This is a genomic window from Spirosoma areae (assembly GCF_054781775.1).
In genome coordinates this window covers 127,954-153,338 of sequence record NZ_BAAGTT010000054.1, presented here as the reverse complement: position 1 = coordinate 153,338, position 25,385 = coordinate 127,954, and the positions used below count along the sequence as shown (strand labels likewise).

Below are 25,385 nucleotides of genomic sequence, written 5' to 3'. Positions count from 1 at the left end.
CTATAACTTCTTTATATATGAGTTGTAAATCTTGTGCAACCGGCGGGTGCGGAACCCAGCGTGGTGCATCCGATGGCCCCGGCGGGGTACCGCAGAAAACGGCCACCACCGGATGCGGAAGCGGAGGGTGTAGCACGGGTGGCTGCAATAAATTGAATTCGTTCGACTGGCTGAGCGATATTGCCATGCCCGGTCTGAATCGCTACGATGTTGTTGAGGTGAAGTTTAAGGGCGGGCGGAAAGAATATCATCGCAATGTTCATCAGCTCGACCTCACCACGGGCGATTATGTTGTTGTCGAAATGCAATCGGGGTTTCATGTTGGAGCCGTTTCGCTGCAAGGCGAACTGGTACGGCTGCAGGTGAAAAAACGGGCAGTTAAAATTACCGACGACACGAAAGTCATTCACCGGATAGCGACCACGAAAGACATGGAACGGCACGAACAGGCCGTTCTGCGCGACCTTCCGGCTTTGTATCGCTCCCGCGAAATTGCCCGTGAGTTAAAACTCAACATGAAATTGTCCGACGTTGAATTTCAGTCAGATAATACAAAGGCAACCTTTTATTATTCGTCGGAAGAGCGCGTTGATTTTCGGGAACTGATAAAAATGCTGGCTGGAGAGTTTAAAGCCCGTATCGAAATGCGGCAAATTAGCCTGCGGCAGGAAGCCGGTCGGCTGGGCGGCATTGGTTCCTGCGGCCGTGAACTTTGCTGTTCTACCTGGCTCACCGATTTTAAAAATATTGCCACCTCAGCGGCCCGCTACCAGAACCTCTCGCTGAATCCCGCGAAGCTATCGGGTCAGTGTGGCCGGCTGAAGTGCTGCCTGAATTATGAGCTTGACACCTACATGGATGCCCTGCGCGACATTCCGTCGATTGAGAAACCGCTGGAAACCCAGAAGGGACGGGCTTATTTGCAGAAAACCGACATTTTTCGCAAGTTGATGTGGTTTGGTTACGGAGCCGAAAGTACGTGGCATCCATTGCCCATAGCCCGTGTACTCGAAATTGTTGAGCTAAACAAGAATGGGGTTATTCCCGAATCGTTTGATATTCTAATGCCGATAGGCGATAAAGAACCTATTACGGCAGCCGCTCTTAACAGTGATCTGCAAAAGTTAGATGCCAAATACACGTCTCGCTCAACTGCCAAGAAGAAAAAGAAAAAGTCTCGAGGGCCAGAGGGTACTACACCCCGGCCAGCCCCGAATGGCAAAGCCAATTAAGAAATAACCCCGGCTCTTTGAGCCGGGGTTATTTCTTAATTGGCTTATGTCTTCAAAAATCCCCCGAATAAAATGGGCTGAATACGTAATAACTGCTGTCGCGATTGGCGCGTTTTGGCGCTGTCAGGATATGCAGTTCAAAGCGAGGCAAGGGATTGTCAGCCCGAAACCACTCACTATAAGGCCGCTCTTTGGTGTAAAGCCGGGCTACCGGCTACCTCCCGAACATAGATCGTCCTGACATCGGCTGGTGTTGCCGGTAAATTATTGATAAAAACGTCTACCGTCTTAGCATAGTCCTTGTATATACTCAGGTGCTCATTCTCAGTTCGTTCAACCAGTGCGTTTTTGTTGTGAAAAAACGTTGCTTCGAGCAGTTGATTCATCGTAAATGAAAAACTCTCACCAAGTGGGTGCTGTGAAACCGCAGCCGCTTATAGCAGCGTGAAAAATAGCTTACGTTTCTCTGTAAATCGAATTGGCTGGGGGCTGTTTTGAATGACAACCTGATATGGCTTAGCCTGTGTGTCAGTGTTGACCAGATTCTCCCACTGATGCATCACAAACAATTCGCTGACCAACTCCGGCGATAGCTTTTCCAACGCTTCAGCCGCGACCTCTTTGCCATTTATGAACACTGCCGACGGTCGGGAAGTATAAACTGGTCGCCTTTAAGCTGCAACACAACCGGTAAACTTTGAACGGACTGTGTCCCAGACTTACCCTGAAATAAAGCCAGGTAACGATACCAGGGGCCGTTGTCCTCTAAATCGACAACTATTGCCCGTGTTGGACTATTAGCAGGCAAGGCATTCGGATTGGGAGTACTATTAGTCGGGTACTTATTGTTTTCATGCTTATGCCGGCAGGCCAGTGCCATTACACCCATTACTAATATCCACAAACCATACCGCCACCAGGCGAATGACTTGGACCGTTGGCTGTTCATCATCCCGACACGCTGGCGCAGGGTCGGGCCGCTGAATTGGTTGGTAAAGGAGTACATAATCAGGGTTGAGTGAAAAGTTGCGGATAGGCGATCTCTAACAAACCTGTCGCGGCATATTTGTCCCGAATGGCAATGTTATGTAGCCGGGATAGTAAAATCAGGCCGTCTTTAGCCCGAACATCGCCTAAACGCAGAACCGCAGCTTCGCCCTTAAAAACGACAACTTTCTTTAAATCAAGAACATTAACCCTGGCTAATTCAGCCCGCCCAACCTCCCGGCCATCTAAAAAAACAACAGCTTTTTGATACTCAGGATATAAATCGAGGTGATAATCCGACGTCATATGGATTGCTGTAGTACGCAGGCCAAAGTAATTGCTTTCCAGGAAATCATTTCTATAAAATACCCTATACAAGCCGAAGACCGAGTTTGCATCGTTGAAAGAATTGCTTCCCCGTAAAGTTTCGGATGATAACTTACTGCCCTCCTGAATTGCAAGAGTGAGTAGCTGTTTCGGAAATTGACCATCGACAGAACCAAGATGGCAACCTGCCTTATCGCAGCGCAGGCCAATGGCTGGAATTGGCGATTGGCCGACTGATGAACCAACATTCGCATCCATTGGATGTCCAGGTTTAGGTACCTGTAAATTCACAGTAAGTTGTTGGATGTGCCCATTTGCAAGCCGGATAAGTTTTGTTATATCGAGTTTGATATTGCGCCGGATGAGTTCCTGGCGTAATGTGTCCAAATCTTGATTCGACGTTTCAGCCGTTATAATGCTGAAGAAAACATCGCTTGACTGCCGGATATACTTGTGCGACGAATCGGTATGGACAAGCTGGCAAGCAAAAGCAACTGTGAACACAGCCAAAAAAAGTAAGCCGTAGCGTAAACAGTTAATTTGGTAAGACCGTCGTCTATTTATCATGCGAATTCGCTGGCGCAGGGCCGGGCCGCTAAAGTGATTCGTGATAACTGATTGACCGCCCAACAAACTTACTTTCAGTAGATTATACTGATACAGCTTCACATCGACACCTTCGGCCAGAACAGCCCGGTCGGCGCTGAATTCGAGCGTTTGATGAAGCAGGTGCCTGAACAGGTAAGCCGCTGGGTTGAACCAGAATACGATGCAGACTAACTCAGCCCCAAGCATGTCCAGGCTGTGCCATTCCCGGACGTGAACCCGTTCGTGCCGAAGAATCTGCTCCAACTCGTCGGGCGTGTGCTGCTCAGAATTCAAAACGACCCAGTTGAAAAATGAAAAGGGCGAGGTGACAGCCTCAGTCTGCACCAGTGTGAAGCCGTCGTAAGGCTCATGCGTCGACTGCCAGATGAGATTTTTCACCGAAATAAGTTGCCTGACCAATCGAATCAGCAGCCACAGAACCCCAACGATGTAGAGGCTGATTAAGCCTTCCTGCCATGACCAGCCAACCGGCACTCTGTGCTTCTGAAATGCCGGAAACGTCCGCCCATCTGGAAACGTAATCGTGACACCGGATTGCGGTTCGGCTGCGTTCGGCAAAACGTTCGGGACAATAACCTGCGCCGTGCGGTGCATGACGGTTCGCACCGGCTGGGGTCGCCAGTCGGGAAGTTCGACCAGGGGCAGGATGAGCGCTGCGGTCAGGCCCAGCCATAACGCCAGCCGATTGGCGCCAAAAAATGTTTCGCGCCGGAGCAAAACAAAGTAGGTAAGGCTCACAACGGCCAGCAGCCCATTCACCATCACAACGTAGCGCAGGGTCTCCATACCGCTATTTCTTTTCAATCATGGCCAGAATTTCCCGAAGCTCGTCTGCCGATATCTTCTCATTCTGAGCAAAATAGCTCACCAAATTCTTGTAGGAATTATCGAAGTACTCATCCACTACTTTCTTCAGGACAAACCGGTTCTGATAGGCTTCCTTGCTGATAATGGGGTAGTATTCATGCGTGTTGCCATAGGCCCGGTGTCCGATGTAGCCCTTTTCTTCGAGGTTACGAACAATGGTCGAAACGGTGTTGTAATGTAGCGGAGGGTCCGTAAACTGTGGAACCATATCTTTTACGTAGCCCTGCTCCATTTTCCAGAGCACCTGCATTACTTCTTCTTCTTTAGCGGTTAGCTTTTCCATCTGACAAAGCTAAAACTATTTTTATCGTTTCCAAACTATCGACATAGTTTTATCAAAGGCGTTAGCCGGAAAACAGTTACTTGAAAAGCCAACCCGCCGGTCGTAGCTTTGCAAACAAGTTGACGAGAGGTATGAAACGATTGGGGTTAGGATTGTTCATGGCGTTGCTGGCTATCGGCTGCGATACGAACGCCGTCTATAAAGAGTATACAGACATCGACGAGGGGAAATGGTACATCAAAAACGCACCCTCGTTTTCCTTCGACATTGATGATGCGTCGGTGCCGTATAATATTTACTATAACCTCCGCAATAGCCTGACGTATGGCTACTACAACTTGTATCTGACCCGCTATTTGCGCGATGCTGCCGGTAAGGAGATTGAATCGCGACTGGACGAGTTAATTCTGATGGACCCCAAAACGGGTAAACCGAATGGCGATGGCTTAGGTGATATGTTCGACCATAAGTTCCTGATGAAGCGCAACTACCGATTTCCGAAGCCCGGTCGCTACACCATGCAGATTCGGCAGTACATGCGTCAGGACCCTCTGCTCAATATTCTGAGCGTGGGTATCACCGTGGAGAAAGCTGTTCCTGTTCATTAACCACCGTGCTGATGCTGAGCGAGTTGCTGCGTAAAAACCGGGTGTTTTTTCTGCTCTACCTGCTGGTGTTGGTCGTGGTTGGTGCGTTGCAGCAGGTCCATACACAGGAGCAGTTGATGCAGTGGGTGAACATCCGCAACAATTCATTCGCCGATCAGATGTTTCCCTACATCACCTACTTAGGCGACGGGGCTACTTTTGTTAGTTTATGCCTGGTCCTGCTGCTCTATGACCGGCGGATAGGGTTCATGGCGTTTGCCAGTTTCGCACTCTCTTCGCTTACTTCGTTATTTTTAAAGACGATTGTTTTTCCTGAATCACTCCGGCCACTAAAGTTTTTTGAGCATTCAACGTTTGAATATCACATCATTAAAGGGCTGGATATTTATAGTTACAACAGTTTTCCGTCGGGCCACACGACAACGGCGTTTGCCATGTTCAGCCTGCTGGCGATGCTTGACAAGCGAACGGAAAGGGGAGTAATCTGGCTTCTGCTGGCTATTCTAACGGGTTATTCGCGGGTGTATCTGTTTCAGCATTTTGTTGAAGATGTGTATGCCGGTTCGCTGGTTGGTACACTCTCATCGATTATTATTTATTTACTGTTGTGGCGGTGGGTTACAAAAACGAACGCACTAAAGGAGGAGTAGGTAGCCGTTTTTGCCTACTTTTGTTAAACAACCCGCCGAACCATTGCCAACGCGGAGCCGTTACCTGACTAATACTTCATTACCTGGCTAAAATCAACGTGTCTTCCCACACTCTCTCATGAGCGACGCCATCAAACATGAGTGCGGCATAGCCCTAATCCGGCTCCGCAAACCCTATCAGTATTATATCGACAAATACGGTACGGCTCTTTACGGGGCAAACAAACTCTACCTGCTCATGGAAAAGCAGGTTAACCGCGGCCAGGACGGCGCGGGTATTGCCAACATCAAACTCGATGTACCCGCCGGTCGCCGATACATCAGTCGGTACCGCTCCGTCGATCAGCGACCCGTTACGGACATCTTCGAGAAAGTCAACAAGAAATTTCGGAAGGCCCTCAAGGGCAATAAAGATAAAGCCAAAGATGCCCGCTGGCTTCAGGAGAATATAGCCTTTACGGGTGAGGTCTGGATGGGGCATCTGCGCTATGGTACCCACGGAGCTAACGAAATTGAAAATTGCCACCCCATGCTCCGGCAAAGCAACTGGCGAAGCCGGAATTTAGTTGTGGCCGGTAATTTCAACATGACCAATGTTGAAGAATTGTTCGATAAACTCGTCTCACTGGGTCAGCATCCGAAGGATAAGGTTGACACCGTAACGGTGATGGAAAAAATTGGCCACTTCCTGGACGAAGAAAACCAGCGGGTGTTTGAGCGGTTTAAGGGTATTTATGAAAACCCTGATTTGTCCGATATTATTGAAGATAATCTTGATATTCAACGGGTTCTACACCGCTCCTGCCGCGATTTCGACGGCGGCTACGCGATGGTGGGCATGACGGGCTACGGAGCGGCTTTTGTGGCCCGCGACCCGGCAGGCATTCGTCCGGCGTATTATTATGCCGATGATGAAGTCGTGGTTGTCGCATCGGAGAAGCCCGCTATAAAAACGGCCTTTAATGCCGAATACAGTGCCATTCAGGAAGTGAAACCCGGCCATGCACTCATCATCGACAAGTACGGAGAGTTTAGAGAAGAGCAGTTTGTACAGCCCCTCGAAAAGAAATCGTGCAGTTTCGAGCGAATTTATTTTTCGCGCGCCACTGACCCCGATATTTACAATGAACGCAAAACGCTGGGCAAGCTGTTGATTCCTCAGATTCTCAAGGAAATCAACTACGACCTCGAAAACACGGTTTTCTCTTACATCCCAAACACAGCCGAAACGGCGTTTTTCGGGATGGTTGAGGGGCTGGAAGAGTACCTCTATAAACAGCGAAAAAAAGCGATTATGGAAGGCATTCTGTTCGAGGAAGAACTGGATCGGGTACTTTCATTCCGACCAAGAATTGAAAAATTAGTTGCCAAAGACGTAAAACTTCGGACATTCATTGCCGACGACGCGCAGCGTGACGATATGGTAGCGCATGTGTATGACACTACGTTTGAGGTTATCAAGAAGGGGAGAGATAACGTCGTTGTAGTTGATGACTCCATTGTACGGGGCACAACGCTTGAAAAAAGCATTTTGAGAATGCTCGATCGCTTAGGTCCCAAGAAAATCATTATTGTTTCGTCGGCTCCTCAAATTCGGTTTCCAGACTGCTACGGCATCGACATGTCGAAGTTCAAAGAGTTCATTGGGTTCCGGGCGGCCCTGGAACTCCTCCGCGACCGGGGGCTGGAAGATTTGCTCGACGAGGTTTATGCTCAGTGTGTCGTTGCCATTGAATCGGGCAATGCAACACATCAGAATTATGTAAAGGCCCTGTTTGAGCCGTTTACGCACGACGAATTATCGAAAAAAGTGGCTGAAATTGTTACACCTGTTGATTTAAAAGCCGAAGTTGCCGTTGTGTATCAAACGGTTGAGAATCTTCACAAGGCTTGCCCGAATCATTCTGGCGACTGGTATTTCACCGGCGATTACCCAACGCCCGGTGGCAACAATGTAGTTAATAAAGCCTTCGTAAACTTCATGGAAGGGAAGTTAGTAAGAGCGTATTAGTGAGGGGAAAAGCAGGAAGGGAGGAGAGAAAAATAGGACCGTGTAGTTTTTGTCCTAATTTCTCTCCTCCCTTCCTGCTTTTCCCCTTTTTACTTCTGCCATGTCAGTGCGTTAATGTTAGCACCGATTTTCTTGCCTTCTGCCAGGCCGGTTTCATTGTCCTGTCGGGTATGAATGTTGCCATAGAAACGAGAATCGGCCGATTCCTGAGCTGCATCACTAAAGGATTTAAACGTGCGTGCTTTGAAGTCAACATTTCGGGAAACATCCTTAGATCGCCCAATGTGCGAATTATCAGTGAACGCGAAATTGTCGCCGTAGAGCGCCGTCAACACCGTAGCTGAAGCCGATGACTGAGTCGCATGTCCCGAAGGATAACCTGGAAATGGTGGAGCAGGCCAGAATGGAATCCACTTTGGGTCGATAGCCAGGCGGACATAGGTGTAAGGCCGAAGATTGTTATAGACAAACTTGCATCGCCAGCATAGAATAAACGCATCGGCTACCGAGATTCCCGTCCGGGCAAAAGTCTCAGCCGCCTTGGCCAGGTTTGCTTTGTCGGACAGTACGGCAATGCGAGCGATGCTGTATGAATGACCCGGTGGCGTGAATGTATCACCTGGATTGTCTGCCCACCAAACAGCAATCTCTTTCTCGGTTTGAGTTAAGTTATGCGACTTGTTGTAAACGTCGAAATACTGGCCAAAAAAGGCTGACTTAACATCAGTCGAGTAGGAGAGTGGTTTAGGCATCGGCAAATTATCATTCGCTTTCACAAACGTCCGAACTTTTCCCCAGTAGGGTTGCATCGGAATCTTCTGTCCGTTTTCAGTTGGTTGCCACAAACCGGCTCCGGTTGGTACTATGTAACTCGCCGGAAAATTACGTGTATAGCCCGCATCACCCCCGTCGGTTTTTGACCATTCAAATAGCGTATTAGCAATACTTTTTCCAAAATCAACCGACCTTTGATTAACCGTTTCATCAGTCTCTTTAAATTCGGACTGTAAGGCTGTCTCAAGGGAGTCGATTGTGACTTTGTTAGCCGCATTGGTGGTTGGGTACAAACTGCGTATCATCGCGGCCTGAGCAGCATTCGCGCTTAAAGCCCAGTTGTATGTTTTTCCCGTTTCAACTTGTGGTAACGACGTTAACCCCTGTAACTGACCAACCAGCGATTTTCGGGTAGTACTACCGGGTACGACTGCTTCATACAGGGTTACACCTGCATAGCCATAGGCACGCGCTGCTACGGGGGGCGTAAAGCCAGGCGTTGTTTTAGTCACCTTCAACTGCAAAGCCGCCCATTTGGCTGCTACGTCGTTTGTATACAGATCTGCCGCTTTGCCGTTTGATGTAACAGGAGCAACCTCATCATCAGGCTGTGTGCGACAGGCTTGTAGCAGCGCCAGTAAAAGCAATGATCCAACTAAGCTCCACTGGCTGCGTGTTGAATCTGATAGTTGATTGGGCCGCCTACGCACTGTAAGAGGGAGATGTGTACTCATATTGATTCATTGAGAGTAAAGACCTATCAATCAGGGTTGACCATTCTGGTCAATAATTAATTTAGCAAAAATGTTGCCAGAAAAAAAGACCACATAATTGTTCAGGCCTGCTTAAGCTAAGTAACAGGCGAGTTTCGCCGTACATTTGATCCCATCAATCTAACTCTGCTTTTTGTCCGATGCGTATTCCCGAAGAGACTGTTGACCGAATTCGTCAATCGACTGATATTCTGGAGGTAATAAACGACTTTGTTTCGCTCAAAAAACGCGGCAGTAACTACATTGCCTGTTGCCCATTTCACAACGAGAAAACGCCCTCGTTTAATGTCAATCCTACCCGGCAGATATACAAATGCTTTGGCTGTGGCAAAGCGGGAGATGCCGTTCGGTTTGTGATGGATATTGAGAACGTTGGTTACGGCGAAGCTCTTCGTTACCTCGCCAAAAAATATAGCATCGACATAGAAGAGCAGGAACAAACGCCCGAAGACCTGCTGCGCCAAAATGAGCGCGAAAGCCTGTTGATCGTTCTCAATTTCGCCAAAACATTTTTTCAGGAAACGTTACAAACGACCGATGAAGGCAAAAGTATAGGGTTGAGTTATTTCCGCGAGCGGGGTTTGACAAACCCAACCATCGACGCCTTTGAACTGGGCTACACCCTCGATCAGTGGGACGCGCTTCTAAAAGAAGGTCAACGTCGGGGATACAGCCGTGATTTGCTCGAAAAAGCCGGACTTGTTTTAAGCAAAGAGGGAACGTCAGGTGCTGAAAACAAAATGTTTGACCGCTTTCGGGGGCGGGTTATGTTCCCTATTCATAACGTATCGGGTCGGGTGATTGCCTTTGGCGCCAGGATTTTAAAAATAGACAAGAATCAGCCTAAATACTTAAACTCGCCCGAAACCACCGTTTACCATAAAAGTCAGGTTTTGTATGGCATTTTTCAGGCAAAACAGGCTATTCGACAGGAAGACGTATGCTACCTGACCGAAGGCTATACAGACGTTATTTCGCTGCATCAGGCCGGAATCAAAAATGTGGTGGCTTCGTCGGGAACCTCCCTGACGACCGAGCAAATAAAGCTTATTGCTCGTTTTACACCCAACGTAACGATTCTGTACGATGGTGATGCCGCTGGAATCAAAGCAGCCCTGCGTGGCTTAGATATGGTGCTGGAGGAAGGACTGAATCTTAGGTTGTTGCTCTTACCGGATGGCGAAGACCCCGACAGCTACGTACATAAAGTTGGGGCCGATGAGTTCAAAGCCTATATCAAGCAACACTCACAGGATTTTGTCGACTTCAAGGCCAGCCGATGGTTAGCCGAAGCAGGAGACAACCCTCTTAAACGGGCTGAAGGGATATCGGATGTGTGTGCCAGCATCACGAGAATTCCCGACCCACTCAAACGTCAAACCCTGTCGCAGCGGGTGGCCCAGCTTTTTCATGTTAGTGAACAGTCCGTTATCTCCGAAATAAACCGATTGTTGCGAAAACAGCAGGAACAAAGCAAAAAAGATCAGGAGCGTCAACAACGGACTGGTAGCCCAGGCAGGCCACTACCAACCTCAAGTAATACTTCAACTGCGGATCCGGCCTCAGTTGATGATATAAATTCGCTTCTGGATGGGCTTAGCATTAGCACGGCAGAAGCGTTTGATCCAGGCCCTATTGCGTATCCAGCTAAATCCACTGCTGAGTCTGGAACGCCCGTTAGAACGCCTATATCGTATCAGGAAGAGGAATGCATTCGGTTGTTGATGAACTACGGCACACGCGAACTGGAGCCGGGTATCACGCTCTGTCAGTACGTATTGAGCGAATTGCATGAAATTGAGTTTCAGACATCGCCCTATACGCTAATTATAACGCTTTTCCGGGAAGCCTACAGCCGGGGCGATATTTTAACCGCCAGTGATTTTCTAAACCACCAATCGCCCAATGCGACTGAAATTCAGCATCAGGCGATTCATTTAACAACTCCGCGCTATGAGATTAGCGAAGGCTGGGGAAAACATGAAATTTTAGTACCATCGGAGAGCGACGACAATATACTGGCTGATGCAGCCTATCGAAATATTCTGCGGATTAAAAAGATGCTGGCTGAACAACGTATGACAGTTCTTCAGCAATTGATGCGCGAACCGGGCAGTAGAACGCCCGATGAGGCTGATCAGCTACTTACTGAATATATGCACTTTAAACGCATTGATATTCAAATTTCGAGTCTTCTTGGCACAGTCATTTCTGGTTAAAGTAATACTTTAGAAAGCATAGCAAAAAAGCCCCGGCTATTTGGCCGGGGCGTACCTTTATCAATAGGGGAGGGTGAACACTACGCTTGGGCTACCGTCGTGAAACTAATCAATTCGGCATCAATTTTCCGATTCAACTCATCCATCAGACTGGCATGTGAATGAAGTTGGCCGGGTTTTGAGGGCTGCACTGAACGGCCTGATTGCTGACCTGACATATCAAGTAGCAGCGTCATCAGCACATCACTCATTTGTTTTTCCAGTTCGACAAGCCGCTGTAGACGCACCTTAACAGCCATTGGTTGCCGATGTGCAGTCATTTTTAATGATTTAGTCAACCTGGTCAATTTGGCGTAGCGATGATAAAATGCTTCAGTAGCTTTCGCCCATTCCAAAATCAAATTTTGTACCTCTTCCGATGAAGGTTCGTAGCCAAATGGCGCACCTGATTTTTCCTTGTTCATCACCCTACGTTCAAATAAATGTTTTTGAATCAACTAATCAAAAGTAGGGTCAGAGAAGGGCTATAAGCAAACCTCTATGCGTGAAATCACCATTTTCCCGGACGAAATCACCCATAAAGTTTAAACTTTATGGGTGATTTCGTCCGGGAAAATGGTGATTTCACGCTTGGGTGTTACCGATGTAACATTTTAGATGTTACATTCATCCACCCATATATGTAATCAATCATGAATCAATCAATCGATAGCCAGGAGGTTACGAAAAACTTTGCGATCCGTCGCCGGGATTTTTCTATCCTCGTTGCACAATCAGAATTATTCAACTGTGAAGTATTAAGCCAGCTATTAAAGGAGCAGGGTTACAATGTTGTTGGACGGGCTGTTGAAATGGAAGACACACTTCAGCAGATTCGGGTAAAGCGGCCAAAATGTGTGATCCTGGAATCAGAATTTTCTGGCCAGCACTCGCTGGATATCGTGGAGCAAATGAAGCGCTCGGATCAGCAAACGAAGTTCATTCTGTATACGCGAAAACCAGATCTGCGAATGATCGCTAACGCTATGCAGATGGGTTTCTTTGGATTTCTCTATGCAACAGACGGGCTGGATGAGTTATACCGTTGTTTCCAGACGGTTAGTACCGGAGGTTGCTACTATAGCAACGGATTTATGGGCCTGCTCAAAAATTTTGGTGTTGAGATAATCTCAGATGCGACACGGGATGAACTGAGCCGGTTAACCGAGCGCGAACGTGAGGTTTTGAAAATGGTTGCTCAAGGACATACGGCTACCGATATTGCCGACAAACTAAGTATCAGTTATAGAACAGCTATAAATCACAAGGCACACATTACGAAAAAACTGAACCTGAATAGTTGCCGGCAATTGCCTCACTACAGTATTTCGGTCAAGAACTACCTGTAATGAGTAGCTAACCATTCATCATCAGCGAGTCCGAATCAGCATAAGGACGCTGATTATCCTGTAGCCATTCTCTAAACTCGTGCATTCGGGCGCGTGGTACGATAATATTGTGCCGTTCGGGGGTGTTTAGCCGAACAATATATTTTCCATTTTCCCAATAAGCATAATTCAGAACAGCTTGTCGGTTAACAATATAATCTCTTTTTATACGAAAAAATTGAGCCGGATCTAATTCTGTTTCTAACTCATTCAGCGTTTTAGGAACCATATAGCGCCCCTTGGTCAACTCCGCATAATAAAATCGGTCTTCAATGGTGAAGAAGTAAACGTCATTAACGGGAAAGTCTAATTCACCAAGTGAGTTTTTACCTTTAAGGTGAGTCAGATAGAGTGAAGATGTGATTGGTTTAGGCGAAAATGTTACTGATAGAGCCAATGCTTTTTGTGATGCTTCAGCTGCTTCAGCTTCAGCCGCTTCCTGCGCTTCGCGTCGTTGTTGCAGATAATCTCTAAGCAGCGAGATGTTAAGAGTAATGTATCCAATTAAGATTACCGGAAATAAATATTTAAAATATACCGACCAGGTGTATGTATGAAGAATATAATTCTGCCAGTAGTCAGACCAGGAATAAGTAGGAAAACTATCTAAGAGATAACGAACTGTTTGGGTAATTGGATTAAAGACCAGAAAGGCAACGGCTAAAACCGGTAAAAATTTAGACTCATATCGGCTAATGGCACGCCAGGTATTCTCGACAACGTACAGACGTCGAAAGTTATGAAACAGGTTAATTAGGGTGATTGTAATGAACAGCGTAAACAGTTCCGGCATAAAAAGGCCGCGAACGATTACGCCTATGTACTGAATCCACCCTCCTTTGTCACTAACAATCTTGATTTGCGTATTATAAGCAATAGACCATGCAACCGCTTGAATTAAAACTACAATGCATAGTAGTATAATCACACTGCTAAATGGTTTTTTCAGGAAGTCTCGGGTAATTCGAATTTCCTTCATGCTGTCTTCTTACGCAAAAGTAGGACTAATATAGTAGTAATTTTTAACTAATTGCAACTGGCAATTGTGACTTTTTTGTGATTGATGAGCCCCTTGTAGGCTGGTAGCTTTGTATCAACAAAAACAAGCAACTACTTATCAGTCATATTAACTCCCAATAGTCATGAAAAAGCAATTCGTTATCAAAGCTGCCCAGGCACTGAAAAATGTAACCAAATCAGCTACCAAGTTTGAATCGACTAATTTGTTGAAGTTTGAATCGGCAACGAGAGATTCTGTTTGCTGTGATTACATGCCTCAATTCACTGGATTGTCCAAGCCTGTTTTCTCGCTTTAAACTGCAGGAATCATGCTAACCGCACAGCAACTTTACAGGCAGGAGTTGACCCGTTGTCGCAAGTCCTTCGAGCAAATTAATTTGCCAAAGGAACGGGGTTATTTAATGAAGTTTACAACCTTCTCGGCTAATGTTGAGAATGTTCTTCCAACAATTCCCCGGCAAAACCACGAAACACTATTTCGAGAGTTATTGTTGCAACAGATGTTGACCAGTTTTGATCAACAGTGCCTGACGGCTGGCGATTTGGTGAAATTGCACGGAGACCATCACGTAGTGAACAAGACCGATGGGCCAAAAATTTATTGTACCTATCATCTTGGATCTTATCGACTGCTGACAAGCATACTCTTCCGGCGAGGAATCGATTGTGTGTTGCTGGTTGGTAGTAATATGAATCGAAGTCAGGGCAACGATATGGTGGAACATATCGACGCACTGCGGCAAAAGCACGGCCTCACTAATGTTTTTCGCATCGTTGAAACAGGAAGTTCCTCGGCTGGGCTAACGGTTCTGCGCGAATTAAAAGCGGGCCGATCATTAATTGTGTATGTGGATGGCAGCCCCGAAACAGCCCCTGTACATGGCGAGGAAGGACAGTTTCTGTCTGTTCGTTTTGGCCAACGGCGTGTGTTAACGCGAAAGGGAGTTGGTTATTTGTCCCATGCGGCTGGCGTCCCTATCATACCAGTCGTTAGCTATCGTCAGCCTGACATGGCAAGTGTGCTACATTTCCTTAAGCCTATTCGGCCTATTGTCCGAAGTGATCGGGAGATGTACTGTCAGGAAGCAATGCAGCAGCTCTACGATGGTTTCTGGCCCTTTCTAAAAAAATATCCGGCCCAGTGGGAGGGATGGAATTTTATTCACTCGTTTCTGGAACCGGAAACGACCGGGGAAAAACATCATGGCCGTCACCTTAAGCGATTGGCCTTTAATGAAAAACGCTATTCATTATGCGACCTGGAACAAGCCCCGATCTTATTTGATCGCCGACTTTATCAGACCTACGAGATCACAGAAGATTTACGGGATTTGCTTTTAAATCTTAACTCTGTAGAGTCAGTGGAAGATGTTGTTGGGCAGGAAATGTTAAGCGAATTAATGGACCTGGAAGTACTTCACTAAGAATGTAACCCTCTAACAATGATGCCCCTGACTTACTGGTCAGGGGCATCATTGTTAGAGGGTTATAGTAAAATTTTACTACTGGTCAGACATTATTACTAATTTCAATTTCCTCACCTGATTTATTGAAAAACTTAAAGTTAACCATACCCAACGAACTATCTTTTATAATTTTAATCCACGTTTTGTAGCGCATGTACCACTGCATCTGCTTTGAGTAAATACCTTTGGTGTAGTAAGCATACAAGAACGGATTCATTGAAACAGAAATTCCCCGCTCATTCTGCTTAGTCAGCATATAGTCGAGGTTATTCTCAATAACGTCCGTCACTAAAACACTGGCCTGAATTGTGCCGGTACCGCCACAGGTTGGGCACACTTCGCGGGTAACTATATTCATCTCTGGCCGAACGCGCTGACGGGTAATCTGCATCAGGCCAAATTTAGTTAAGGGCAAAATCGTAAACTTCGAACGCTCAGGTTTCATCTCATCGCGCATGATATCCTGCAGGAGTTTTTTATTCTCTGCCTTCTTCATGTCGATAAAGTCGACAACAATAATGCCGCCCATATCACGTAATCGAAGCTGCCGGGCAATCTCCTTAGCTGCCTCGCGGTTAACACTGATCGCAGTGGCTTCCTGATCTTCTTCAGAATTTGACTTGTTGCCACTGTTCACGTCAATAACGTGCAATGCTTCGGTGTGCTCAATAATCAGATAACCGCCCCCAGGCAGACTTACCGAGCGGCCAAACAGCGACTTTAGTTGCTTCTCTAACCCAAGTGCCTCAAAAACCTTTGTTTTGCCACTATAGAGTTTAATAATTTTCTCTTTGTCAGGCGCAATGGTGTGAATGTAATCCCTGATTTCGTCATAGGACTCCCGCGTATCGACCGTAATACTCTCGAATGATTCGTTGAGCATATCACGCAGAATCGACGAAGCCCGGTTCATTTCACCCAATACCCGGTCACGCGGTTTCGCATCGGCCAGCGATTTTATCGCCTGATCCCACTTAGCGAGTGAGTTTTGCAAATCCCGATCGAGTTCTTCAACATCTTTATCCTGAGCAACAGTCCGTACAATAACCCCAAAATGTTGTGGCTTCAACGACGACATGAGCCGTATTAATCGTGACCGTTCCGCACGGTCCGTAATTTTTTTGGATAAATTAACGCCATCCGAAAAGGGCACAAGGACTAAATAACGGCCAGCAATTGAAATATCGCAGGAAAGGCGCGGCCCTTTCGTTGAGATGGGTTCTTTTACGACCTGAACCAGAATGGGCGCATTCTTAGAAAGGACCTTGTCAATTTTCCCAATTTTCTCGATGACTGGCTCTAAGGTCGTTTCGCTAATCCGCCCGGTAGTAACCCGTTTAGCGATTACATCTTTAACAAGTTTATTGAGCGAATTTATATTCGGGCCCAAGTCTTGATAATGCAAAAAACCGTCCTTCTCATGACCAACGTCCACAAAGGCAGCGTTGAGACCTGAAGATAATTTCTTGACTGTTCCTAAGTAAAGATCGCCAACGGTGAAGCTGCTGTCTAACTCTTCTTCGTGATACTCCAGCAATCTCTTGTTTTGCAAGAGCGCAATCCGATCACCTTTCTGAGTCGAACTGATAACTAATTCATTACTCACAAGATGAATAAACGGTTAAGAATGGCTATATAAACAGAAAGAAGCCACGTTCGGGCTTTGCAGACCGGCCGAGGCTTCTATAAAATGAGTTTGTCGTTTGTGCCGGGCCGCCGGAGCGGTTTTTAGTTTATAGTTGCTGGCCCAATACCTTAAACTACAAATGACGAACCGCTTAGGCGACCCGATACAAACGACAAACTATTTTTTCTTGTGCCGATTTTTTCTGAGCCGTTTCTTCCGCTTGTGAGTGGCAATCTTGTGCCGTTTCCGTTTCTTACCGCAAGGCATAATGAATAAATGATTTAAGGTTGAAATATTGGTCGGCCCACCACCTGGTAAGCCCAATTCTGACGTTATTGAGTACATAGCTCAATAACCACAACGGCGAGCCGTTTATAACGTTTACTTTAAGCGTTCTTCGTATTCCCGGATAGCCGCCAGAATCTGCGGATCCTTCTCCTGCTTCTTCACCTGGGCCAGTACCTGTTTCGCTTCGACTTTCTGACCGGCCTCGGCTAAACTTACCCCCAGATAAAACTGAGCTTTTCGGCTCGCCGGGTTATTCACCAGAATCTGGCGGAATCGTTCAATGGCCCGTTCGTACTGATTGGAGCGCATAGACAATAAACCAAGGTTAAATAACGCCAATTCGTTCGTTGGGTCTTGTTGCAACACCTCACGCAACAACATGATTCCCCGCATTGGTGTATCGGTATTGACATAAGTCATGGCCATGTTGGCTTTTGCCGACAGCAAATTCGGGTTTTTTACCAGAGCCTGCCCATACAAATCACGGGTTTTCTGGCCTAATGCTGCTACTTTCTTCTCATCGACAGCGAAACTATACGCTTCAAAATACTCATCGCCGGCGCGTAACAGATTGCGTTCAGTAGGCAGAACTTTTACTACCTCATTGGCGTAATGAGCAGCACTGTCATAACGAGTCGCTTCGTGTAATAACGCAATCAATTTCGCACCAATTGCCTCTTTCTGCGCCGGATTTGCAGTCACAAACTCAGTTTGCAGTGTTTGCAGGCGTTTCTGTTGCTCGGTCGATAGAGGCTTTTCATGGATAGCCGACTGGGTTGAGCCACCGGCTGTTGCGTTGAGTGAGGTAGCTCCTGTAGGGCTGGTTGCAGGCGTTTGCGTCGCACGTCCTCCTAACTGTTTGGTTTCATTTCGGACAACCACTTTTGGCAGCGTATACAACCCCACCGTCAAAGCCGCAGCCAACAGAACAACAAACAGCACAGATTTATTCATATAGATGATTCGTGCGATGCAAACGCCTTAACCATGCTGATCTATCAGCACGTAGTCATTTCAGAGCAACTTTCCTTACTCAGCTACTACTTTAGCTTTGTCACTGGTTTTAACCTGTTCAACAAAGACCTTAGCGGGTTTAAAACTTGGAATAAAGTGCTCGTCAATTACCATTGCGGTGTTTTTCGAGATATTCCGAGCTACCTTTTTGGCTCTTTTCTTGTTGATGAAACTGCCGAACCCGCGCACATAAATGTTCTCTCCCTCGGCCAGCGAGTCTTTAACTACTGAAAAGAAAGTTTCCAGGGTGTTGGTTACTTCTGCCTTATCAATTCCGGTCTTATCGGAGATCTCGGCAATTACGTCTGCTTTCGTCACGACTTCTTAAACTTTAACGTTTACTATGTTGTTAAAAATCTGGGTCTCAAAAAGGGAGCACAAAGGTAGACGTTTCCAATAAATTATAAAACTCTACACTTCCGTTTTTACTGGTAACGACGCTTTTTTTTGTTTTATTTTGAATTGGCAATCAGACGCTAACACTTTTAAGAGTCATTTCGCGCCTACACTCGAAGAGTGGTATGAGGTAAACAAGCGCGACCTGCCCTGGCGCCATACGCGCGACCCATACTACATCTGGCTTTCCGAAATTATTCTTCAGCAAACCCGCGTTGCACAGGGAAAACCCTATTACGAACGATTTGTTAATGCCTATCCTACCATTGCCGATATGGCGCACGCCAATGAGCAGGAATTGCTTCGGCTCTGGCAGGGGCTGGGGTATTATTCCCGTGCCCGAAATCTTCACCAGACGGCTCGGTACGTAACTGCCCAATTGGCCGGTAAGTTCCCATCAACTTATCATGACCTGCTGAAAATGAAGGGCATAGGTTCGTATACGGCCGCAGCGATCGCTTCGTTTGCGTTCGGCGAGTGGGTGCCGGTTGTGGATGGCAATGTATATCGGGTATTGGCACGGGTATTCGGTATTAAGGAAGATATTACGACAACAACGGCCAAAAAAACATTTGCCACTTTGGCGATGAACCTGATCCAATCAGCCACTGATCCGGCAACGTATAATCAGGCTATCATGGAGTTTGGGGCTATTCACTGTACACCGGTTGCGCCCGATTGTTTGCTATGCCCCGTTCAGCAGCAGTGTGTGGCTTACTTAACGGGGCAACAGCATCGCTTGCCTGTTAAGGCGAAAAAAGCTCCGGTTCGCGAACGGTACTTTGCTTATTTAGTTTTCCGGCACGGTGGAAAAATTGCCCTCCGTGAGCGAAAAGATCGGGACATCTGGCAAAATCTGCACGACTTTTATTTGCTGGAAACGGATGAGCCTGCGCTTGCGTTACGGGATTTGCCACTCCCGGAATCGGTTCAGGCTATTGTTGGGCAGGGTATTTCAGTCAACTCGCCGGTAGCGATGAGGCAACTGCTGTCTCATCAGCGTATACGGGCAATATTCTATTTAATTGACCTGCCGATTGTGGCCAAGAGTCGGGTGCCGATCGAATTAAGATGGTATGATCCTGAATCGATTAGTAAACTACCCAAGCCAGTTTTGATTACAAATTATTTGGCTACGTTGTTTGGATAAGCCAGTACATTTTAGTATCTTTATTCTCACTAAATTCTAAATTTTTCATACATAACCAACAGAATTAACGAGTATGGCAAGTCTCAATAAGATGACAATCATCGGTAACCTGGGAGCTGATCCCGAAGTGCGGTATCTGGATGGGGGCGCTGTTGTAGCCACCTTCAATGTAGCGACTACCGAAAAATATACGAACCGGAGTGGGGAGAAAGTAGAGCAGACAGAGTGGTTTCGGGTTGAGTTATGGAACGAACAGGCCAAAGTGGCTGAAAAATATTTAAAGAAAGGTAATTCGGTTTACGTTGAAGGCCGTTTGCGGACCGAGTTGTGGACCGATAAAGAAGGTAAAGAACGTACCTCGCTGCGCGTTCGGGCAAACACAATGCAATTGTTGGGTAGTCCAAACGCCGGACAAGAGGATGTTCAGTATGAGGCACCCCGCCAGCAGGCGGCCCCGGCTCAGCCAGCCCCGGCGCCCGAGCGCCCACGCCAGCAACCAGCCCCGCAGGCTGCCCAGCCCCGCCAACAGGCTGCACCTGCCCGCCGGGAGCCTGAACCGGTACCGTTTGAGAGCAACAGTGGTGATGATGATTTGCCTTTCTAACCCGCAAAATGCGCTGTTGTTGAACGAGATATAGTCTACATGGACCCTGGTGACCCCCTTCCTCGACAGGTGCTCTCAGCCGCTGATGGCTGGGGCACCTATTTTGATTTGTACGGCCCTTATACGGCCCTGATTTTGTTGCTGTTAACGCTGGCCGGTTTAGTTTCGGCCTCCGAAGCGGCTTTCTTCTCCCTCTCTCCCGATGACCGCGCTCATTGTCGCGGTAGCAATCAGGCCGATGATCAGCGGATTGCCACACTTTTAGACCGCCCCAAACGGTTGTTAGCTTCGCTGGTTATTTTCAATAATTTACTCAATATTGCTATTGTCGTGATTGTGACTTATCTGACCTGGGAGTTCTCGCAGGTATCGCATGGGTCGGGTTGGATACTGTCCGGTGTGACGCTGGCAACAACTATAGCTATTGTGCTTTTCGGCGAAATTGTGCCAAAGGTGTATGCCAGTCAGAATAATCTCATTGTTGCTCGCCGGACGGCCTCACTGGCACAACTTGGTTTAGCCGTATTCCGACCGCTGGCCGTGCTTTTAGTTAATTTAAGTAATCAGATCGATAAGCGGATTGAGAAGCGCGGCTATAAATTGTCGGTCGAGGAGCTGAGTCAGGCTGTTGAACTGACGGGTGCCAATGCTACTGTGGAAGAAAAAGAAATCCTTAAAGGCATTGTTAACTTCAGTAATCTGACGGCGCGGCAGGTGATGCGGGCACGGCTGGATATTTCAGCAGTTGGCGATGACCTGCTCTTCAGTCAATTACTGGCGCAAATTAATGCATCGGGCTATTCGCGGGTGCCGGTTTATACCGAATCGCTGGACCAAATCGAAGGAGTTCTTTACATAAAAGATTTGTTGACCCATATTCACGAAAATGATTCGTTTCGCTGGCAGTCGTTGCTGCGGCCTGCCTTTTTCATCCCGGAAAATAAAAAGGTAGATGATTTGTTGCAGGACTTTCAGAAACGGCGTGTTCACATGGCCATCGTCGTTGATGAATATGGCGGAACACGGGGCCTGATAACGCTGGAAGATATTATCGAAGAAATTTTTGGGGATATCAACGACGAATTCGATGACGAAATACCCGTTGGTTACCGCCGGGAGGATGACCGGACGGTGGTTTTTGAAGGCAAAATGCTTCTGACCGATGTTTGCCGGATTTTAGCGATTGATACTACGACCTTTGAAGCGATGCAGGGCGACAGTGAATCGTTGGGTGGACTGATGCTCGAATTATTCAGTCGATTGCCCAAAGCTGGTGATCGGATAACTTATGCCGGGTTCTTATTCGTCGTTCTATCGGCTGATGATAAACGAATTCATGAAGTACGGGTTCAGAAAATTGACTCTAAAGCAACAGCATAGGCTAAAAGGGATATAAAATTTAGGTCATTGATCTAAATTTTATATCCCTTTTTTGTTGGATCGTCTGTATTCCACTACTTTTAATCTGACAAATCTCCCTCCACAATCCTATGTCCAATTTGCTGAATGCCCTAAAAGCTGTTGTTAAACAGACGCTTAGGCCCGAAAAAGTAATCACTGAATTCGACCATGCGTCGCTTCCCTGGATTGATAAAGAGGATGCCGATATTACGGCATTCATGAAGCAATATCCGGCCGCCAAAAATCTACCTTACGACCTGGAAGAGAAAATGCGTTTCTGGCGGGTGAACGGCTATGTTATTCTGGACCAGGCGATTCAAACGGCCTGGCTCGACCAGTTGTGGAGTGAGATCGAAGAGTTGATCGAACACCATGAAGATTACCAGACATTGGTGCGGATTGACCTGCCTGAGTATCGGTCTAAACCGGTTCAACCCGTGAAAGATGTGCCCAAATCGGTACTGAACGGGCCTTATATAAAATTTACCGATTTTCATGATAACTCGGTGATTGGCAAGAAAATCATGCTTCATAAGAATATTATTGCCTTTCTGGAAGCCGTTTTTGGCGACAAGGTTATTGGGATGCAGAGCCTGTTATTTAAGTATGGCAGCCAGCAGGCTACACACCAGGATTTTGCGTATGTAGTGTCCGAAATTCCAAGCCACTTAGCCGCTGCCTGGATTGCCCTCGAAGATGTTCATATTGACTCGGGGCCATTGTTCTACTATCCTGGCTCGCATAAGATCAATAAATTCAACTTTGGCAACGGGATATTTTTTAACGACAAATCGACGCTCGATCCGAACGATTTTGCCAATTATCTCGATGCCGCTTGTCAGAAAGCGGGATTGGTCAAAAAAACGCTGTTAGTGAAGAAAGGAGATGTGTTAATCTGGCACGCGGCTCTGGCTCACGGGGGCGATGCGATCCGTAATGCAGCCTTAACCCGTAAGTCGTTTGTGTGCCATTACTCATCCGACAAGGCCTACCGGCATCACCGCCAAAGCCCGACTGCCGAACCCATTCGACGCACTATCAACGGAGCCGATGTATTCGTGAATCCGCACCTGCCCGATCAGGAAGATATTTTTACGGCTGGCAAAACCATGTAAAAATTGACGAATTACGATTGACGATTTTCTCATGCATCAGCAATAAATCGTCAATCGTCAATTTTTACACCCACAAACCGCGCCCCTGGTTGTAGTCACTGCCAATACGACGAATGTCACTTGTTGAATAAGTTAAAACTCCTTTCCGGCGCAATTCGTGCAGGCGTCTTTTCTCTACCCACGAAAGCTTGCCATCCACCAGAACCCCAAATACAAGGAGTCGTTCCAGACTTCGGCGAACAGCAACGGGTGCCTGAAGCACCTGTTCGGCAAAATGGCCGGTCAGCGTTGTATCCATGTTGAGATCAAAGCGGTCGATGAGCGTTTCTGTCAGCAGAAAGTGGGCATAATTGTATTGCCGTTTCAGAATGGCGACATGGTGCAGCGCTTCCAGAATTAACGGCCGGAACTGGTCGTTCTTGCCCCATTCATCGTGCAGTTCGTGGACAAATTCGCGAATGGTTGTTGGCGCCATGACCCGAACCTGGGCTTCATGAAGAACCTGCCACGAAGCCCAGGCATTCCAAAAAGCATAGATCGGAATGCCCGCTAAATCTGTTAGCTGTCTGAGCGCATATTGGCCCAGAAACCGTTTCAGCACAAATGTGAGGGCTAACTTGCTCAAAGCAGCTTTTACCAGATTCAGCAGAAAAAAAATAGGCAAACCCCAGGGTGGCATGGTCAAATAAGGATCAATGCCAAATCGCAAAATGCCCTGGTTCTGTTTGTCGAGGGCCGCATCGGCCAGTGATTGCAGATGGCGACCGTATTGAGCATCATGAATCCGGGGAAACTGACACACGTCCATAATCATCTTCACCCCCCACATGTTAATCGAGATGAGCAAATTTACCTCCACATAAAGCAGCAGTAAGCCGTATAACATAGTGATAAGAGGCAACTCATACACCTGATCGAATAACCGAACGGATGTACCGCCAAATAAGTCTGGCCACGCGTATTGAGGCCAGTAAAGCAGTATAACGCCCGCCGTGCCAAGCAGGGCTGCCATCGTCAGGATGATGAGCTTGGTTCGGCGGATAACACGGCTTTCAGTCGGGTTCATCACATACGGTTCATCGGAAGGATGCGACATATCAAGTGCGTGCCGTAAATAACGCATTGCCAGATGATCGAGTGGACCAATGCTGTTGTTCGGGGGCCGGGTAGACATGGTCTTTAGGTGGTGACAGTGAGTTATTCAGGTAAACTCGCAAAAGGCTGCGGTTGTTGGTAAATGGGCTAAGTATCCTATACCTGAGTCAGGTAAGTACTTATTTGCAAGGGCAGATCCGCTCACAGGTAAATACAAAGCGAAGACTGCTTTAGAAACTATAAACCCGACTCCGATCATGATAAAATATAGTCTTATTATTTGCTGGCTGTGCCTAAGTCGCGTATTTGGGCAGGCTACCTCATCGCCCGCTGCGTCGCCTGCTCAGCAGCGTGTAAAAGATGATATGCTGGAGGCCGCCACGACCTTTCTGGCTACGCTCTCGCCAGAGCAACGGAAACTGGCAACCTATATGCTTGACGATCCTGAACGGTTTAACTGGCATTTCGTTCCCCGCGAGCGGAAGGGTTTGCCCCTGAAGCAAATGACGGCTGAACAGCGACAGGCCGCCATGACGCTGCTCAAAACGGGCCTGAGCCAGCAGGGATATGACAAAGCGATGGCCATTATTGACATGGAAAATGTGCTGCGGGTCATTGATAATCGCCCGCCAAACGATACCTACCGCGATCCAGAAAATTATTCGTTCACCATTTTCGGTGAGCCAGCCACTAAAAATCCGTGGAGCTGGCGCATTGAGGGCCATCATTTGTCCCTGCAATTTTTATCCTTAGCGAGCCAGGTATTAGGGCAGACACCTACGTTTTTTGGTAGCAATCCGGGTGTACTCCGATACGACTCCACAATGGCCGACAAACGCATGGCGGACTCGCGCGTGAAGAATTTACCCCAGAAGGGACGGCAGATATTTAAAGTGGAAACCGAACAGGCATTTGCCTTACTTAACTCACTGAATCCCGACCAGCGGAACAAGGCGGTAGTGGCCACAGTGGCGTATCCCGAAATGGTTACCAGCAACAAGCGCAGCGCATCGTTAGAGAAGATGGAAGGGCTGAAGCTGGCCGAGATGAACGCCAGTCAGCGGAAATTATTTTTAGGCTTGCTCCAGTCCTATCTCACTAATTACCGGATTACGCTGGCGAAACAGCAAATGGATAAATTGGAAAAAGCCGGTTTAGATAGCCTGCGGTTTGCCTGGGCAGGCGATCTAACGCCAGAGTTAGGCGCCGGAAAAGGCTGGTATTATCGCATTCATGGCCCAACCATTCTAATTGAGTATGATAACACGCAAACAAATGCGAATCACATCCATACGGTTGTGCGGGATTTGACCAATGATTTCGGCGAAGATTTACTACAGCAACATTACCAGACCACAAAGCATGACAAGCCATAAAAGAGGCTTTAACAAATTTTAAGCTATTAATCAGTGTGTTTCTTCGTAATTTGTGAAGATTTTTTT

General features: G+C 47.2%; 24 protein-coding genes. 13 read left to right on the top strand and 11 right to left on the bottom strand.

Annotation, left to right across the window (positions count from 1 at the left end):
* Positions 1-17 precede the first annotated feature (17 nt).
* On the top strand, positions 18-1,232 hold the full coding sequence (locus ACYVI1_RS31025; protein WP_460915514.1) for a PSP1 domain-containing protein: 1,215 nt from the start codon (positions 18-20) through the stop codon (positions 1,230-1,232).
* A gap of 176 nt (positions 1,233-1,408) precedes the next feature.
* On the opposite strand, the gene ACYVI1_RS31020 is transcribed toward ACYVI1_RS31025, so the two are convergent.
* The 4 genes from ACYVI1_RS31020 to ACYVI1_RS31005 all read right to left on the bottom strand — a co-directional run bounded on the left by ACYVI1_RS31020 (position 1,409) and on the right by ACYVI1_RS31005 (position 4,305).
* Positions 1,409-1,618, bottom strand: a complete 210-nt coding sequence (locus ACYVI1_RS31020; RefSeq protein ID WP_460915512.1) for a hypothetical protein — start codon at positions 1,616-1,618, stop codon at positions 1,409-1,411.
* Positions 1,619-1,860: 242 nt separating this feature from the next.
* Positions 1,861-2,238 (bottom strand): hypothetical protein, encoded by a 378-nt coding sequence (locus ACYVI1_RS31015; protein WP_460915510.1) that lies wholly within the window; start codon positions 2,236-2,238, stop codon positions 1,861-1,863.
* 2 nt (positions 2,239-2,240) lie between these two features.
* Positions 2,241-3,941: a M56 family metallopeptidase gene (locus ACYVI1_RS31010; protein ID WP_460915509.1), complete on the bottom strand. Its 1,701-nt coding sequence runs from the start codon at positions 3,939-3,941 to the stop codon at positions 2,241-2,243.
* A 4-nt stretch (positions 3,942-3,945) separates the two neighbouring features.
* Entirely contained in the window at positions 3,946-4,305 is a 360-nt protein-coding gene (locus ACYVI1_RS31005) for a BlaI/MecI/CopY family transcriptional regulator (RefSeq protein WP_460915507.1), read from the bottom strand.
* A gap of 131 nt (positions 4,306-4,436) precedes the next feature.
* On the opposite strand from ACYVI1_RS31005, the gene ACYVI1_RS31000 reads away from it, so the two are divergent.
* From ACYVI1_RS31000 to ACYVI1_RS30990, 3 genes are all read left to right on the top strand, one after another.
* Positions 4,437-4,913, top strand: coding sequence for a gliding motility lipoprotein GldH (locus ACYVI1_RS31000; RefSeq protein ID WP_460915505.1), 477 nt, complete (start codon positions 4,437-4,439; stop codon positions 4,911-4,913).
* A gap of 11 nt (positions 4,914-4,924) precedes the next feature.
* The gene (locus ACYVI1_RS30995; RefSeq protein ID WP_460915504.1) at positions 4,925-5,563 is read left to right on the top strand and encodes a phosphatase PAP2 family protein; all 639 of its coding nucleotides are present in this window, start codon (positions 4,925-4,927) and stop codon (positions 5,561-5,563) included.
* A 118-nt stretch (positions 5,564-5,681) separates the two neighbouring features.
* Positions 5,682-7,574 (top strand): amidophosphoribosyltransferase, encoded by a 1,893-nt coding sequence (locus ACYVI1_RS30990; protein ID WP_460915502.1) that lies wholly within the window; start codon positions 5,682-5,684, stop codon positions 7,572-7,574.
* An 89-nt stretch (positions 7,575-7,663) separates the two neighbouring features.
* On the opposite strand, the gene ACYVI1_RS30985 is transcribed toward ACYVI1_RS30990, so the two are convergent.
* Complete coding sequence (locus ACYVI1_RS30985; protein ID WP_460915500.1) at positions 7,664-9,082, bottom strand: vanadium-dependent haloperoxidase; 1,419 nt, start codon at positions 9,080-9,082, stop codon at positions 7,664-7,666.
* Positions 9,083-9,261: 179 nt separating this feature from the next.
* On the opposite strand from ACYVI1_RS30985, the gene dnaG reads away from it, so the two are divergent.
* Positions 9,262-11,340 carry a DNA primase gene (gene dnaG / locus ACYVI1_RS30980; protein WP_460915499.1) on the top strand — a complete coding sequence of 693 codons (2,079 nt, stop codon included), beginning with the start codon at positions 9,262-9,264 and terminating at the stop codon, positions 11,338-11,340.
* Between the two features lie 80 nt (positions 11,341-11,420).
* Here dnaG and ACYVI1_RS30975 read toward each other — a convergent pair whose 3' ends face one another.
* Positions 11,421-11,804: a hypothetical protein gene (locus ACYVI1_RS30975; protein ID WP_460915498.1), complete on the bottom strand. Its 384-nt coding sequence runs from the start codon at positions 11,802-11,804 to the stop codon at positions 11,421-11,423.
* A gap of 228 nt (positions 11,805-12,032) precedes the next feature.
* Here ACYVI1_RS30975 and ACYVI1_RS30970 point away from each other — a divergent pair, with 228 nt between their 5' ends.
* Positions 12,033-12,728 (top strand): LuxR C-terminal-related transcriptional regulator, encoded by a 696-nt coding sequence (locus ACYVI1_RS30970; RefSeq protein WP_460915497.1) that lies wholly within the window; start codon positions 12,033-12,035, stop codon positions 12,726-12,728.
* Between the two features lie 7 nt (positions 12,729-12,735).
* On the opposite strand, the gene ACYVI1_RS30965 is transcribed toward ACYVI1_RS30970, so the two are convergent.
* Positions 12,736-13,746: a LytTR family DNA-binding domain-containing protein gene (locus ACYVI1_RS30965; RefSeq protein WP_460915496.1), complete on the bottom strand. Its 1,011-nt coding sequence runs from the start codon at positions 13,744-13,746 to the stop codon at positions 12,736-12,738.
* Between the two features lie 163 nt (positions 13,747-13,909).
* On the opposite strand from ACYVI1_RS30965, the gene ACYVI1_RS30960 reads away from it, so the two are divergent.
* Both ACYVI1_RS30960 and ACYVI1_RS30955 read left to right on the top strand, forming a co-directional pair.
* Positions 13,910-14,083: a hypothetical protein gene (locus ACYVI1_RS30960; RefSeq protein WP_460915494.1), complete on the top strand. Its 174-nt coding sequence runs from the start codon at positions 13,910-13,912 to the stop codon at positions 14,081-14,083.
* 12 nt (positions 14,084-14,095) lie between these two features.
* Positions 14,096-15,211, top strand: a complete 1,116-nt coding sequence (locus tag ACYVI1_RS30955; RefSeq protein ID WP_460915492.1) for a lysophospholipid acyltransferase family protein — start codon at positions 14,096-14,098, stop codon at positions 15,209-15,211.
* Positions 15,212-15,296: 85 nt separating this feature from the next.
* On the opposite strand, the gene ACYVI1_RS30950 is transcribed toward ACYVI1_RS30955, so the two are convergent.
* The 3 genes from ACYVI1_RS30950 to ACYVI1_RS30940 form a co-directional block, all read right to left on the bottom strand.
* Entirely contained in the window at positions 15,297-16,859 is a 1,563-nt protein-coding gene (locus ACYVI1_RS30950; protein WP_460915489.1) for an Rne/Rng family ribonuclease, read from the bottom strand.
* Between the two features lie 402 nt (positions 16,860-17,261).
* Positions 17,262-18,122 (bottom strand): tetratricopeptide repeat protein, encoded by an 861-nt coding sequence (locus tag ACYVI1_RS30945; RefSeq protein WP_460915488.1) that lies wholly within the window; start codon positions 18,120-18,122, stop codon positions 17,262-17,264.
* Positions 18,123-18,197: 75 nt separating this feature from the next.
* Positions 18,198-18,500, bottom strand: coding sequence for an HU family DNA-binding protein (locus ACYVI1_RS30940; protein ID WP_460915485.1), 303 nt, complete (start codon positions 18,498-18,500; stop codon positions 18,198-18,200).
* A gap of 139 nt (positions 18,501-18,639) precedes the next feature.
* On the opposite strand from ACYVI1_RS30940, the gene mutY reads away from it, so the two are divergent.
* The 4 genes from mutY (at position 18,640) to ACYVI1_RS30920 (ending at position 22,848) form a co-directional block, all read left to right on the top strand.
* Complete coding sequence (gene mutY / locus ACYVI1_RS30935) at positions 18,640-19,728, top strand: A/G-specific adenine glycosylase (protein WP_460915483.1); 1,089 nt, start codon at positions 18,640-18,642, stop codon at positions 19,726-19,728.
* 73 nt (positions 19,729-19,801) lie between these two features.
* Positions 19,802-20,332, top strand: coding sequence for a single-stranded DNA-binding protein (locus tag ACYVI1_RS30930; RefSeq protein WP_460915481.1), 531 nt, complete (start codon positions 19,802-19,804; stop codon positions 20,330-20,332).
* A gap of 39 nt (positions 20,333-20,371) precedes the next feature.
* The gene (gene gldE, locus ACYVI1_RS30925) at positions 20,372-21,712 is read left to right on the top strand and encodes a gliding motility-associated protein GldE (RefSeq protein ID WP_460915479.1); all 1,341 of its coding nucleotides are present in this window, start codon (positions 20,372-20,374) and stop codon (positions 21,710-21,712) included.
* 110 nt (positions 21,713-21,822) lie between these two features.
* Positions 21,823-22,848, top strand: coding sequence for a phytanoyl-CoA dioxygenase family protein (locus ACYVI1_RS30920; protein WP_460915477.1), 1,026 nt, complete (start codon positions 21,823-21,825; stop codon positions 22,846-22,848).
* A gap of 64 nt (positions 22,849-22,912) precedes the next feature.
* On the opposite strand, the gene ACYVI1_RS30915 is transcribed toward ACYVI1_RS30920, so the two are convergent.
* Positions 22,913-24,022: an LBF_2804 family protein gene (locus tag ACYVI1_RS30915; protein WP_460915475.1), complete on the bottom strand. Its 1,110-nt coding sequence runs from the start codon at positions 24,020-24,022 to the stop codon at positions 22,913-22,915.
* A 178-nt stretch (positions 24,023-24,200) separates the two neighbouring features.
* On the opposite strand from ACYVI1_RS30915, the gene ACYVI1_RS30910 reads away from it, so the two are divergent.
* Positions 24,201-25,319 (top strand): DUF3500 domain-containing protein, encoded by a 1,119-nt coding sequence (locus tag ACYVI1_RS30910; RefSeq protein ID WP_460915474.1) that lies wholly within the window; start codon positions 24,201-24,203, stop codon positions 25,317-25,319.
* The last annotated feature ends 66 nt before the right edge of the window (positions 25,320-25,385 follow it).